General features: G+C 61.0%; 11 protein-coding genes. 8 read left to right on the forward strand and 3 right to left on the reverse strand.

Annotated features, from left to right (window positions below; genetic code table 11):
- The coding region (locus AC6FTP_RS10565) for a sulfatase/phosphatase domain-containing protein (RefSeq protein WP_497206880.1) at positions 1-697 on the forward strand (697 nt) is incomplete at its 5' end.
- A gap of 94 nt (positions 698-791) precedes the next feature.
- On the opposite strand, the gene AC6FTP_RS10570 is transcribed toward AC6FTP_RS10565, so the two are convergent.
- Complete coding sequence (locus tag AC6FTP_RS10570; protein WP_497206881.1) at positions 792-1,496, reverse strand: hypothetical protein; 705 nt, start codon at positions 1,494-1,496, stop codon at positions 792-794.
- A 103-nt stretch (positions 1,497-1,599) separates the two neighbouring features.
- Between AC6FTP_RS10570 and AC6FTP_RS10575 the strand changes: the two genes are divergently transcribed.
- On the forward strand, positions 1,600-1,995 hold the full coding sequence (locus AC6FTP_RS10575) for a hypothetical protein (protein WP_497206882.1): 396 nt from the start codon (positions 1,600-1,602) through the stop codon (positions 1,993-1,995).
- Between the two features lie 68 nt (positions 1,996-2,063).
- On the opposite strand, the gene AC6FTP_RS10580 is transcribed toward AC6FTP_RS10575, so the two are convergent.
- Positions 2,064-3,587, reverse strand: coding sequence for a sulfatase family protein (locus AC6FTP_RS10580; protein WP_497206883.1), 1,524 nt, complete (start codon positions 3,585-3,587; stop codon positions 2,064-2,066).
- Positions 3,588-3,670: 83 nt separating this feature from the next.
- On the opposite strand from AC6FTP_RS10580, the gene AC6FTP_RS10585 reads away from it, so the two are divergent.
- A complete protein-coding gene (locus AC6FTP_RS10585) occupies positions 3,671-5,410 on the forward strand; it encodes an arylsulfatase (protein ID WP_497206884.1) in 1,740 nt (579 codons plus the stop codon).
- A 4-nt stretch (positions 5,411-5,414) separates the two neighbouring features.
- Here the strand turns inward: AC6FTP_RS10585 and AC6FTP_RS10590 are convergent, their stop codons facing one another.
- Complete coding sequence (locus AC6FTP_RS10590) at positions 5,415-6,827, reverse strand: FAD-dependent oxidoreductase (RefSeq protein WP_497206885.1); 1,413 nt, start codon at positions 6,825-6,827, stop codon at positions 5,415-5,417.
- Positions 6,828-6,913: 86 nt separating this feature from the next.
- Between AC6FTP_RS10590 and AC6FTP_RS10595 the strand changes: the two genes are divergently transcribed.
- The 5 genes from AC6FTP_RS10595 (at position 6,914) to AC6FTP_RS10615 (ending at position 13,519) form a co-directional block, all read left to right on the forward strand.
- Complete coding sequence (locus tag AC6FTP_RS10595) at positions 6,914-8,374, forward strand: sulfatase family protein (RefSeq protein WP_497206886.1); 1,461 nt, start codon at positions 6,914-6,916, stop codon at positions 8,372-8,374.
- Between the two features lie 126 nt (positions 8,375-8,500).
- Positions 8,501-10,078, forward strand: coding sequence for a B12-binding domain-containing radical SAM protein (locus tag AC6FTP_RS10600; protein ID WP_497206887.1), 1,578 nt, complete (start codon positions 8,501-8,503; stop codon positions 10,076-10,078).
- Positions 10,079-10,128: 50 nt separating this feature from the next.
- The gene (locus AC6FTP_RS10605; RefSeq protein WP_497206888.1) at positions 10,129-10,986 is read left to right on the forward strand and encodes a DOMON domain-containing protein; all 858 of its coding nucleotides are present in this window, start codon (positions 10,129-10,131) and stop codon (positions 10,984-10,986) included.
- Between the two features lie 55 nt (positions 10,987-11,041).
- The gene (locus AC6FTP_RS10610; protein WP_497206889.1) at positions 11,042-12,514 is read left to right on the forward strand and encodes a sulfatase family protein; all 1,473 of its coding nucleotides are present in this window, start codon (positions 11,042-11,044) and stop codon (positions 12,512-12,514) included.
- A gap of 63 nt (positions 12,515-12,577) precedes the next feature.
- Entirely contained in the window at positions 12,578-13,519 is a 942-nt protein-coding gene (locus tag AC6FTP_RS10615) for an ArsR/SmtB family transcription factor (RefSeq protein WP_497206890.1), read from the forward strand.
- Positions 13,520-13,523: the final 4 nt, after the last annotated feature.

A 13,523-nucleotide genomic window follows, 5' to 3' on the forward strand; every position in this document is an offset into this window, starting at 1 on the left:
GCTATTTACCAGCGAGCAGGGATCGCAGTTCCCCGGCAACAAATGGACCTGCTGGGACACTGGCCTGCACACCACGCTCATCGCCCGCTGGCCCGGAAAAGTCACCGCAGGCAAACGCACGAGCGCGCTCGTGCAATACGCCGATGTCACCCCGACGCTGCTCGACATCGCTGGAGCGAAGACCGCGCACAGCTTTGACGGCACCAGCTTTGCCGCTGTCCTACGCGGAGAAAAAGACACGCATCGCGACTACGCCTACGCCGCGCACAACAACATCCCCGAAGGCCCCGCGTATCCCATCCGCAGCATCACCGACGGCGAGTGGCGCTACATCCGTAACCTCACGCCCGACGAAATCTTCATCGAGAAGCATCTCATGGGCCTGCTCGGCGGCAGTGCTGCGCATAATCCCTATTGGTCGAGCTGGATGGCCACCGCGCTCGACAACCCGCACACCTACGAGCTCGTGAAGCGCTACATTCACCGCCCCGCCGAACAGCTCTACCACACTGCGGATGATCCCGCCGAGATGACGAACCTCGCCAGCAAACCCGAGCACGCCGCCATCAAGGCCAAGCTCAGCGCCGCCCTCGATCAATGGCTCACCGCCCAAGGCGATCCAGGCATCCCGCAAGACACGCACGAAGCCCACAAGGCCGGCAAACAAGGCAAGCATCTGCATTTCCCCAAGCCCTGAAGCACCTGATCAATCAGGAATGGCAGCCGATGTTTTGAGATCGTTGATCTGCCTGCCTTTCATTCGGCGGTTCCCATTCTTCTGACCTTGGTTGTCAGTTTTCAGGCTTCGTTTCTTCCGAGGGTGGCGAAGACTGCGGCTCTGAAGATGGGGTGGATTTGATGGCGTCGATGAGGGCTTCGAGTTCTTTTTTGCGGGCGAGCAGGACGGGGGCTTTGACGGCAGCATCATCCATATCCAGGCCGGCCTGGACGCAGATGCGATGATTGTTGGAGCCCTGTTGCACGGGGACACGCCATTTGTTGGTGAGCTTGCTGATGATCTCGTTGTTGTCCTTCCAGCGCTTTTGCTCGAAGACGATCTTTGCCTCGACACTGGCGAGCTCTGTCTGGGCTTCGATGAGGCGCTCGCGGTCACCGGCGCTGAGGCTGACGGGCTTGCTGGAGGTGGAGGGTGATAGCACGGCGGGGCGGGCGGGCATCGGCACGGCAGGGATCTGCATGGGCGCGATGACGACGCCTGCTGCGGGTGTGGCACCGGGCAGGAAGTAGAAGGGGCTGTCCACCTTCACATACTCGGCGGGCTCCTGCTCATGCTGGTAGGCTTCTTTGGCGATGCGGGAGACTTCCTTGCGCCTGGCGATGAAGATGTCCTCTAGGCGAAGGCCGGGGGTCTTCATGATGTGAAAAAGCACGCTGCCGTACAGGCCGATCTCGCCCTGGCGAGGCATCTCGTGACTCCAGGCTTTCGTTCCGGGGAGATGGAACGGCGCTTTGGCCTGCCATGCTCGCAGAGACATCGCTGCGCTGAGACCGGAAAACCATCGCCCACATTTCTTGAGAGCAGGACGCCGCGCATCCCGCGCGGTGTGGCGACTCACCCTCACTTCTGCTGCCTCTCCCATGAATACGTCTTCCAGCTTCGTTCCGAATCCCTGCGATGTGAATCAAGTGCTCATGGTCCTGCCCGGGCAATTCTATTTCTACTTCATCCCCAAGTCCCGGCTGCACCTGCCCGGCCAGATGAATTGGGATAAAACGATGATGGTGCTCGGCGATCAGGCATTCACCCTGCTGGGTGACTATCGTTCCGGCTTCCAGCATGCCTTGGAGCTGGGGGGCATCGTCGGCTGCATCCGCCTCTACCAGCATCTGCAAGAGCACGCCGCCTGCCCCTGGACCTCCCGCAGTGACCCTTGGGCGATCTTCGTCCGGCTTGCGGAGGTGCCGGTCGAGCCAGCCGTCGATCTCGAAGATGCGACGGCTGTCCGCTGTGATCATGCGGCTTTGGCGGCCTGATGCGTTTTGGAATGGGCTCGTGAGACGGGAGCTTCGGGAAACTCCACGACGCTGTGCTGCTTTGCACGCTACTTCCGCGTTCTTCCGCCAGCGGTGATTTCATCCATCTTCGTGATCATCTCCTTCAGCCGCTGCGGCTGCTCCGCACTCACATCCTTCTGTTCCGCAGGATCATCAGGCAGATGGTAAAGGCGATGAACGCCGCCAGAATCATCACGTTGTTTCTTCGTCACCACAGCTTTGGATGCGCCCTTGTTCTTCATGCGCACGAGCTTCCACCCGCCCATGCGCAGGCCGAGGTTGTTACCGTTGTTGTCCTGCTGGAGCAGGTGATCGCGGCCCTTCGCGCCGGGCTCGCCGAGGAGAGCGGGAAGGATGTTTTGGCTGTCGAGGCAGGCGTTTTCAGCCAGCGGCGTGCTGGTGAGCGCGGCGAAACTCGCGGCGAGATCGACGGTGCAGACGACTTCATCGGAAACGCCCGGTTTGATGCGTCCGGCCCATCGCGCGATGAAGGGCGTGCGGGTGCCACCTTCGAAGACGCTGTATTTGCCGCCGCTGAAAGGCCCCGCAGGTTCGTGAGTGCCGAGTTTCTCCACCGCGCCATCTTCATAGCCGTCATCGAGCACGGGACCGTTGTCGGAGCAGAGCACGATCAGCGTGTTTTCGGCCAGCTTGAGCCGGTCGAGTGTCTTCAGGATCTCCCCCACGCTCCAGTCGAACTCCACGATGGCATCGCCGCGAAATCCGAGCGGCGTCTGGCCCTGGAAGCGCTCATGCGGCATGCGTGGCACATGGATGTCGTGGCTGGCGAAGTAGAGGAAGAAGGGCTTCTCCTTGTGCGCCTCGATCCATTGGTTGGTCTCGTTGATCCACGCATCGCCGAGGTCTTCATCGCGGAAGCGGGCCGCTTTGCCGCCGGTGTAGAAGCCGATGCGGCCGATGCCGTTGTGGATCGTCTGATTGTGACCATGTGTCCAGTTCATGCGCAGCGTGTCGCGATGCGTGATGCCGGTGGGATGGTTTTCATCCGGTGCCTTGTCACCGACCCACAGCGGGTCTTTCGGGTCGAGATTCTTCACGCGATGATCTTCCACATACACCTGCGGCACGCGGTCGTTGGTCGTGGGCAGCAGCAGGCAGTGATCAAAGCCAATTTCCAGCGGTCCGGGCTTCAAGTCACCATTCCAGTCCGGTTTTGGATCGCCCAGGCCGAGATGCCATTTACCGATCACCGCCGTGGCATAGCCCGCCGTTTTCAAAATCGACGCCATCGTCGCCGTGCCCGGCTGGATCAGTGCCGGGCCGTTCGGCGGAGCCACCCCGGTGCCTTTTTGGCGAAAGGCATACGTCCCCGTCAGTAGCGAAAAACGCGTCGGTGTGCAGGTGGAGGCGCTGCAGTAGCCGCTGGTGAAGCGCAGGCCCTCGGCAGCCAGCCGGTCGATGTTCGGCGTCTTCACCGCCTTCGCGCCGTAGCAGCCCACATCGCCGTAACCGAGGTCATCGGCCATGATGACGATGATGTTGGGCTTCTCCGCTGAGAATAGAGGGCTCAGGCCGGAGAAAAGGAGGAGTGAGGCAAGGGAACGGATCATGGCGGGTGCAAACGAGATAGCTGCGTGTGGCATTGCGAGGAAAGTTCAATCTTCCGCCTTCGTCTCCATTCGAGCATCCATCCATGAAGTCTCTCCTCTTCCTCCTTGCGTCATTCGTTCTCCTGAACTCCTCCGTCGCGGCTCCACCGAACATCCTCTACATCCTCTGCGATGACATGGGCTTCTCCGACATCGGCTGCTATGGCGGCGAGATCGAGACACCCAATCTCGATGCATTGGCGAAGGGCGGCATTCGCTTCACGCAGTTCTACAACACCGCCCGCTGCTGCCCAACTCGAGCGGCGCTGCTCACGGGGCTGTATCCGCATCAGGCGGGCATCGGGCACATGATGGAGGATCGCAAACTGGAAGGCTACACCGGCAATTTGAACAAGAACTGCGTCACCATCGCCGAGGCGCTGAAACCGGCGGGCTACAAATCGTATGCGGTCGGCAAGTGGCACGTCACCAACGTGACGAAGCCGAAGAGCGAGGCCGAAAAGTTCAACTGGCCGCTCCAGCGCGGCTTTGATCGCTTATACGGCACCATCCACGGCGCAGGAAGCTTCTTTGATCCGAACACACTCACCCGCGACAACCAATACATCTCACCCTTCGCCGATCCTGAGTATCCGGCGGACGATTACTACTACACCGACGCCATCAGCGACCACGCCTCGCGCTTCATTCGCGAACATGACAAAGCGAAGCCGTTCTTCCTCTACGTGGCCTACACGGCCGCGCACTGGCCCATGCACGCGAAGACCCAGGACATCGCGAAATACAAAGGCCGCTACGCCGCTGGTTATGAGGCCGTGCGGAAGGCACGCTACGAAAAGATGCTCAAAGAAGGCGTCATCACCGCCGCCAGCACGACGAACTGGCCGTTGCCGCCCGATCTGGGCGAAAAGGAATTCGGCGAGTGGGAGCAGCGGCGCATGGAGGTCTTTGCCGCGATGGTGGACAGCATGGACCAGGGCATCGGCCGCATCGTGCAGACGCTGAAGGACGCCGGGCAGTTTGAAAACACGCTCATCTGCTTCCTTCAGGACAATGGCGGCTGCGCTGAGGTCGTCGGCAGCGTCGGCATCGGCCACCCGCGTGCCGCGACGCCTTCGCTGCCGCCTTTGAGCAAGGATTACCTCCAGCCCGACATGGTGCCGAAACAAACCCGCGACGGCTTTCCCGTGCGTCAGGGCAAAGGCGTCATGGCAGGCCCAGCGGACACCTACCTCGGCTACGGTGCCGCGTGGGCCACCGTTTCGAACACACCCTTCCGCAAGCACAAGCACTGGACCCACGAAGGCGGCATCAGCACGCCGCTCATCGCGCATTGGCCAGCGGGGATTAATGTGAATTACACCGGCAATCGAACGGGCTTCTTTACTCGAAAAGCACCCGGCGGTCCGCTTTGCCATACTGCATGTCACCTCATCGACCTCATGGCCACCGCCGTGGATCTCTCGAAAACAACCTATCCCGCCAACGTCAAGCCGATGGAAGGCCGCAGCCTCGCGCCGCTCTTTAAAGGCGGCCAAATCGAGCGCGAAGCCATCTACTGGGAACACGAAGGCAATCGCGCCGTGCGCATGGGTGACTGGAAACTCGTCGCCGAGCACGCCAAGCCCTGGGAACTCTACAACATCGCCCAAGACCGCTCCGAGCAGCATGACATCAGCAAGCAAGCGCCCGAGCGCGTGAAGCAGATGAGCGCCATGTATGACGCCTATGCCAAGCGAGCCAACGTCGAACCTTGGGAGAAAGTGATCCCAAAACAGCAGCCCAAAGCGGGTAAGAAGGGCAAGGGGAAGAAGAAAGCCTGACCCATCACACTCGCTGACCCATCGCGGCCAGTTTCGCGGCTCCTTCGCTCCACTCGACCTCATGGGGCAGGCGACCTGACTTGGCCGCGAGTGCGGCGATGACGCCTGCGGCCTCGCCCATGGCCACTGAGTTGCCCGTGACACGGTAGCTGGCGTGAGAGATGAAATCGCCGCTGATGCAGCGCCCGGCCATCATGAGGCCGTCCACGTCTTTGGCGATCAACGCACGCAGCGGGATGTCATAAGGCTTCATTTTGAAGTCGCCGTTGTTGATCGGCTTCTTCGCGTTTGTCTCCTTCGAGTCCGCGTGAATGTCCACTCCGAAGGTCACACGAGCCACGGCATCTTTTTGCCGCGCACCTTCGATCAAATCCTGCCGCGTCATCGTGTAGCGGCCATGGATGCGCCGACCATCGCGAACGCCGATCTGCTCCGCCGTGGCAGCGATTTGAAGGCCCTCCCACACGCCGCCGAGCTTCCTGAGCGCCCGCATCACGCGGAAAACTTCCGCCCTGGAGCGCACCGTGGCCTCGCTGATCGCGGCGGCGTCCCACGGCTTGATGCCGTATTCGTGATTCAGCATCAGCATGACCAGATCATCACGCACGGGAAAGATCGTCGGATGACCATACGAGGTCTCGATGCCTGCACGCTTCAGTTCCGCTTTGAAAGCCTCTACACAGGTCAAATGCCCGCCGGGACCGTTGAACTCATCCGTGCCATTGAAGGAAGTGAAGGCAGCGAGGGCTTTCGCATCCTTCACCACCGCCAGCGCATTCATCGTCATCGGCTGGCAGGGGCACTCCTTGTCCTGACCCACATCCCAGCCGCATCCGGCCTGCGCCCCCACATCGCCATCGCCCGTCGTGTCGATGAAAACAGGCGCACGCCAGGCCTGACGGCCCGCCTTCGACTCCGTCACGAGAGTGCGCAGCCTGCCGCCCTCGCGAAACGCCGCAGCGACACGCGTGTGCAGTTGAAACTTCACGCCCGCCTCCACGCACATCTCCTCCAGCAGCACCTTCATCTCCTCCGGCTCATAGACAAAGCGGCTCGGATTCTTGCTGCGGCGTGCATCGCGTTCATCCAGCCGCTTCGTGAGTTCACGAGTCAGGCCCGGCTTGTCGAAATCAAAGATGTAAGTCAGCAGGCCCGCCGTCCACACCCCGCCGAGGCAGCCGTGAACCTCAAACAGCCGCGTCCTGGCCCCCGCCCGTGCCGCCGTGATCGCCGCCGCGATCCCCGCAGGTCCCGCACCGCAGACGATCACATCCGCATCATCCTGGAGCGCCAGCTTCTGCGCTGGCTCGTCAAAATGGGCCGCATCGCCGACCGGAGCCGCATTCAGCCCAGAGGCCGCAGAACCCGCGAGAGCAGAATGAAGGAACGAGCGACGGTTGAATCGAGGAGTGGCCATGCGGAAATCAAAGCACGCTTCCCCCGTTTGTCAGCGCCGGGATATTCGCCGCAATCTCAGCCGCCTACCTTCGTTTCATCGCCACCATGAAGTGCCTTCTCATCTTCCTTTCGTCATTCGTCCTTCTGATTTCGTCATTCGCTGCGGAGCAGCGCCCGAACATCTTGTTCCTCCTCAGCGACGACCACAGCTACCCCTTCCTCAGCACCTACGGCAGCCCGAACGTCAAAACGCCCACGCTTGATCAGCTCGCGGCCGAGGGCATGAAGTTCCATCGCTTCTTCACCGGCGCACCGCAGTGCGTGCCCTCGCGTGCCACGCTCATGACCGGTCGCTCGCCCGTGGCCGCCCGCATGACGCGCTTCTCCGCGCCGCTGCCTCGGGATGAAATCACGCTGCCGGAACTGCTCCGCGACAAAGGCGGCTACTTCACTGGCGTGTGCGGACGCAGCTTCCATCTCGATGGTTCGGCCAAAGTCGGCGCGGCGGCCTCGAAAGTCTTCCAAGAGCATCAATTGAAGACCTTCATCGACCGCGTGGACTCGCTAAACACCTGCTCGGACAACGAAGTGGCCGGACAAGTCGCCGCCTTTCTCGACAAGAAGCCGAATGATAAACCCTTCTTCATGTGGGCGAACTTCAGCGACCCGCATCACGCCTGGAATGCCCCCGCCGAGTTCCGCCCTGATCCCGCCTCGCTGAAAGTGCCCGCGCATTGGCCGGATCTGCCTGGCGTGCGTGAGCAGCTCGCCGACTACTGCGCCGAGGTGAATCGCGTGGACCGCACCGTCGCGGGCGTGCTCGAGGTGCTCAAAAAACGCGACCTCATGGACAGCACGCTCATCGTCTTCTGCGGCGACAACGGCATGGCCATGCCCCACGGCAAAGGCTCCCTTTACGATCCCGGCTCGAACGTGCCTTTCCTCGTCCGCTGGCCCGGCGTCGTGAAGCCCGGCGGCGATTCCCGTGCCCTCATCAGCGCCGAAGATCTCGCGCCCACGCTGCTAGCTGCCGCTGGACTCGAAGCAGGTTCCAAAATGAGCGGTGTGAGTTTCCTCCCTCTGCTCAAAGGCGAAGCCCACACGCCGAGAAAGCACCTCTTCGTCGAGCGCGGCCCTCACGGCTCCGCCCCCGTGCAAGCCGACATGACGAACGCTGGCTACGACCTCGCCCGCGCCGTGCGCAGTGATCGCTTCAAGTTCATCTACAACTGCACGCCTTGGATTCCGTATTCGCCCGTCGATTCCGCCGGTGGAGCAGCATGGAAGCAAATGCAGGAGGCCAACGCCGCTGGCAAACTCCCGCCCGGCATGGTGAAAACCTACTTCACCACGCCGCGCCCCGCTTATGAACTCTACGACCTCGAAGCCGATCCCGCCGAGCTAAACAACCTCAGTGGCCAACCCGAACTCGCCGCCACCGAACGCGAACTCCGCGCCGCGCTCGCCGAAAAGATGATCCTAGACTGGGACTACCTCCCGCTCCCCGATCTCATGGAAGCAAACGCTGGCAATGCGAAGAAGGGCAAAGGCAAGGGGAAGAAGTAGTGTGGTCCGCACAGTCCTCTGTGCGGCATAAGCGTTTCCACGTCACCAAACCGCACAGAGGACTGTGCGGACCACTTTGGAACTGCCGTTTGCCGCGCCCGGCAGAAGCCGCCACTATCCCCGCTCATGCCGGACATCGTCCTCGCCTCGCTCAACGCCAAATACATCCACGCCTCCTTCGGCCTTCGCTACCTCATGGCGAACCTCGGTGAGCTGCGGGATCGCGCCTGCATGGCCGAGTTTGTGATCAATCAGCAGCCGCTGGAGATCGTGGAGGCCATTCTTGCTAAAGAGCCACTCATCGTCGGCTTTGGGGTCTATATTTGGAATGTGGAGCAGACGACGGAGGTGGTGGCTTTGCTGAAACGAATCAGGCCAGAGCTGGCCGTGATCCTCGGCGGGCCGGAGGTGTCGTATGAGACCGAGGGGCAGGAGATCGTCGCGCTGGCGGATCACGTGATCACCGGCGAGGCGGATGTGAAGTTCGCGGAGGTGTGCCGTGGGTTGTTGAATGACGAAGCTCGAATGACGAATGACGAAACTGGAGCGGAGGAGGTCAGTGCTTCGTCATTCGTCATTCGGAATTCGTCATTTCCAAAGGTCATCGCCGCCGAGTTGCCGGTGCTGAACCAGATCGCCTCGCCCTACGATCTCTACACGGACGAAGACCTCAAAAACCGTGTCATCTACGTCGAGGCCTCGCGTGGCTGCCCGTTCACCTGCGAGTTCTGTTTGTCGTCGCTCGACATTCCCGTCCGCGCCTTTGCCACGGAGGCGTTTTTGGCGTCGATGCAGCGGCTGTTGGATCGCGGAGCCACGCAGTTCAAGTTTGTGGACCGCACCTTCAATCTGCATCTGCCCACGAGCACGGCCATTTTGCAGTTCTTCCTCGACCGCTGGCGTGAGGGGCTGTTTTTGCACTTTGAGATGGTGCCGGACCGCCTGCCCGAGCAGTTGCGTGGCCTCATCCGGCAGTTCCCAGCCGGTGCGGTGCAGTTTGAGGTCGGTATCCAGACCTTTGATGATGCCACCTCGAAAAACATCAGCCGCCGGCAGAACCTCGACCGCCTCGCGGACAACTTTCGCTTCCTCCGAGAAGAAACCGGCGTCCACATCCACGCCGATCTCATCGTCGGTTTGCCCGGCGAAGGCATCGAGAGCTTCGGGCGCGGCTTTGACCGCCTCGTGCACCTCGGGCCGCAGGAAATCCAAATCGGCATCCTCAAGCGTCTGCGCGGCACGCCCATCGTTCGGCACGATGATGAGTATCGCATGATCTATGCGCCACATCCGCCCTACGAGATCCTTTCCACGCGAGACATCCCCTTTGCCGACATGCAGCGCATGAGACGCTTCGCGCGCTATTGGGACATCGTGGCGAACAGTGGCCACTTCACGACCACTCTGAAGCTGCTGTGGCGCGATGAGGCTTCGCCCTTTGCCGAGTTTCTCCGCTTCAGCGACTGGCTGCATGCCACGCTTCGGCGCACGCATCAAATCGCGCTCGGTGTGGTGGCGCAGGCGTTGTTCGACTTCCTCGTTCAAGAATCCGGTGTGGATGCGGAGCTGGCAGCGAGCACGCTGGAGGCTGACTGGCATCGCACGCCAAGCCGTGAAGCGCTGAACCTGCGTGGGCGTTCGCTTTCAGCGAAAACGAGCGTGCGCGGCGCGAAGCGTCAGTCTCGTCATGTGCAGGCAGGCTGAGTGATCAGGTTATTTTTGAAGAAGCCGATTGAGAAACAAACGACTGCCAGATGAACCTCGCCCCATACTCCCTTTTGGCTGTTCTCCTGAGTTCTGCGAGCCTGCTCATAGCTGGAGAGTGGCCGAGTGAGCTCTCTGCCCCACAGGGTTCGTCGCCGAAGCTTGATGGCATCATTGGCAAAGACGAATGGGCCGATGCGACTTCCTTTGAGGGAACGAAAGGCTGGACACCGCAATTCACGCCGACCACGAGCCCGGCGGATCTCTCGCTCCGCGGCTGGGTCAAGTATGACGACTCGCGGCTGTGGTTTGCCTTCGATGTCACGGACGATGTGCTCTACGGCATCGACACGGACCGCTGGCTGCCGGAGAAAAATCCACAGGCTCACGAACTCACGCCGCTCGGCTGGCCGTGGTTCGGCGATGAGATGGAGATCCTCATCAATGCGGCGAACACGTGGGAAGGTGACGAGAACGCAAGTGGCAGCGGTCATAGTTGGCAGATGGTGTGCAACCTCACCAAATCCCGCCTCGGGGGCATCGGCACGGGTGGTTTGCTGGAAGGGGAGCCGAGAGTAAAGCCTGAAGCCTGGAGCACTTACCGGAAGTGGATCGAGAGCGGTGCCATGCAGGCCGTAGCCAAACCAAAAACGGATGGCAAAGGCTACATCATCGAGTGGAGCATCGCCTTTGATCCTTGTCTAGAACTGAAGCCCGGGACGTTCTTTGCTCCCAGTGATCAGGAAGTCGTGATGGGGCTGAACATCGCTATCGGGGATCTCGATGAGAAGGCGAAAGGGCAGGGGAACTTCGGCAACTTCCTCCATGAGGACTGGCTGGCCGGAGAGAAGAACCAGCGCACGAATTTGCGGCAGTTCGGACGGCTCCGCATGATGCCGAAGAAGTGACGGCGCCCTGTTTTCGGCGAAATGCGGTGCGCCGAGCGTCGTTACACTGCGCCTCATGAATAAGCTCCTGGTCCTACTCGCTGCCTGCTGCCTTCCCGTCTTTGGTGCAACGCCTCCGAACATCCTCTTCATCATCGCCGATGATGCCTCGCGCCATTTTGGCGAAGCCTACGGCTGCACCTGGGTGAAGACGCCGAACATCGACAAGCTGGCGAAGAGCGGCCTCGTCTTTGACAATGCCTACACGCCCACCTCGAAATGCGCGCCCTCACGCGCCGCCATTCTCACCGGGCGCAATCCCTGGCAGCTCGAAGAGGCGGCGAATCACCAGCCCTACTTTCCCTCCAAGTTCATGGCCTTCAGCGAGGTGCTCGTGAAAGCGGGCATCAATGTGGGCTGCGAGGGCAAGACCTGGGGCCCTGGCGATGCGAAGCTCGCCGATGGCAGCCCTCGCGACTTCGGCTTCCCTGGCAGTGGCAAAAAGGGTGTCACCCGGGCTGGCGGTGCATTGACGGAATTTCTGAAGACGCGCACACCAGGGAAACCCTTCTTTTATTGGTTCGGCAGTGCCAATCCGCATCGCGCCTACAAGCTCGACTCCGGCATTGCCGCAGGCAAGAAGCCCTCGGATATCCAGCATGTGCCCGCCTACTGGCCCGACAATGAAACCGTGCGCAAAGACATGCTGGACTACGCCGTGGAGGTGGAGACCTACGATGCTGAAGTCGGATCGCTCATCGCCGCTCTTGAGGCCAGTGGCGAGGCCAAGAACACACTCATCATCGTGACTTCGGATCACGGCATGCCTTTCCCCCGCGTGAAAGGCCACACCTATGATGATGCGCATCACATTCCCTTCATCGCGACATGGGCAGATGGCATTGCCAAGCCCGGACGTCGTGTGGCGGACTTCATCAGTTTCATCGACCTCGCGCCCACTTTCCTGGAGTTGCTCGGGATCGATGGAATCGCTGCCGGCATGTCGCCCATCACCGGTCGTAGCTTCACGGATCTGCTGAAAAATGAGCCCAAGCAGCCGCGCGACTTCCTCATCATCGGGCGCGAGCGCAACGACGTGCTGACCCGCCCAGGATCACCTGCCGGGCTTGGCTATCCTGCGCGTGCGATCCGTGAAGGCTCACTTCTCTACGTCCACAACTTCGCCGCAGATCGCTGGCCCTGTGGCGATCCCGGCACAGGTTTTAAAGACACCGACGCCAGCCCCACGAAGGCCTGGGCCGAAGCCGCTGGCGAAAGCGATCCCTTCTGGCAGCACGCCTTCGGCAAACGCCCGACGGAGCAGCTCTTCGACATCTCCAGCGACCCTGATTGCGTGAAGAACCTCGCCGCCGATCCAACCTTCGCCCCGAAGCGCCAAGCTCTGCATGACAAACTTATGGCCGAGCTGAAACGTCAAAACGATCCTCGCGCGCTAGGGCAGGGGGATGTCTTTGATCAGTATCTCTCCCCACGCACAAAAACGGCGGACAAGCCCAAAAAGGCAAAGAAACCCAAGCCCCTGCCGTGAGCCTCGGTGGCGGCTGTTCTTATGGATTGATGTATCACGATGCGTTGATACGATACCGGTGCATTGACCTCTCTTCTCAAATCCCTCAGCCTGATCGCCGACCCCACGCGGGTGCGTCTGTTGTTGCTGCTGAAGCGTGAGGAACTCAGCGTGGCCGAGCTTCAGGAGATCCTGTCTCTACCACAGTCGAACATCTCTGCCCAGCTCAGCAAGCTCAAGGCTGCCGGGCTGGTGAGTGATCGCCGCTCGGGTAAAAACCGCCTCTATCGCCTCGAAGAACCGGATCGGAAACAGGCCGAGTTCTGGCAGCACTTCCTCGCCCTGCTGGAGTCCGCAGGCGATGAAATCCGTGAGGTGAAAAAGGACTCCCATGCGCTGAAAGTCGTGCTGCAAAAGCGCGAACGAACAGCGCAGGCTTACTTCGATGCGCTCGCGGGCAAATTTGGCCGCCACTACATCCCTGGCCGCTCGTGGAAAGGCATGGGCGAGATGTTGCTGAAGCTCATGCCCCCCCTCGTCATTGCTGATCTCGGCGCGGGTGAGGGAACGCTTTCCCAGCTACTGGCCCAGCGCGCGAAGAAGGTCATCGCCGTGGACAACAGCGAGGCAATGGTCACCTACGGAGCCGATCTCGCGAGACAGCACGGCTTCACGAATCTTGAGTTCCGTCTTGGTGACATCGAGAACCCACCCATCGAGCCCGGCAGTGTCGATCTTGTTTTTCTCAGCCAGGCGCTGCATCACGCCCAACGCCCCGCCCAGGCCCTGCGCGCCGCCTTTGCTCTGCTGAAGCCCGGCGGACGCATCATCATCCTCGATCTCCTCAAGCATCAGTTTGAAAAGGCACGCGAGCTGTATGCCGATGTCTGGCTTGGCTTCTCCGAGGCCGAACTCCACGAGATGCTCTCCGACGCTGGCTTCCAAAAAGTGGAGACCAGCATCGTGCATCGCGAGACCCGCAGCCCTCACTTCCAGACAGTGCTCGCGATCGCGGATCGCGCGTGACTGA

The organism is Prosthecobacter sp., from assembly GCF_044378005.1.
Taxonomy (GTDB): Bacteria; Verrucomicrobiota; Verrucomicrobiia; order Verrucomicrobiales; family Verrucomicrobiaceae; genus Prosthecobacter.

Coding starts and splice junctions, on each gene's coding strand:
- AC6FTP_RS10610 (WP_497206889.1), top strand. CDS start 11,042: ATGAATAAGCTCCTGGTCCTACTCGCTGCCTGCTGCCTTCCCGTCTTT.
- AC6FTP_RS10595 (WP_497206886.1), top strand. CDS start 6,914: ATGAAGTGCCTTCTCATCTTCCTTTCGTCATTCGTCCTTCTGATTTCG.
- AC6FTP_RS10585 (WP_497206884.1), top strand. CDS start 3,671: ATGAAGTCTCTCCTCTTCCTCCTTGCGTCATTCGTTCTCCTGAACTCC.
- AC6FTP_RS10575 (WP_497206882.1), top strand. CDS start 1,600: ATGAATACGTCTTCCAGCTTCGTTCCGAATCCCTGCGATGTGAATCAA.
- AC6FTP_RS10590 (WP_497206885.1), bottom strand. CDS start 6,827: ATGGCCACTCCTCGATTCAACCGTCGCTCGTTCCTTCATTCTGCTCTC.
- AC6FTP_RS10570 (WP_497206881.1), bottom strand. CDS start 1,496: ATGTCTCTGCGAGCATGGCAGGCCAAAGCGCCGTTCCATCTCCCCGGA.
- AC6FTP_RS10580 (WP_497206883.1), bottom strand. CDS start 3,587: ATGATCCGTTCCCTTGCCTCACTCCTCCTTTTCTCCGGCCTGAGCCCT.
- AC6FTP_RS10605 (WP_497206888.1), top strand. CDS start 10,129: ATGAACCTCGCCCCATACTCCCTTTTGGCTGTTCTCCTGAGTTCTGCG.
- AC6FTP_RS10600 (WP_497206887.1), top strand. CDS start 8,501: ATGCCGGACATCGTCCTCGCCTCGCTCAACGCCAAATACATCCACGCC.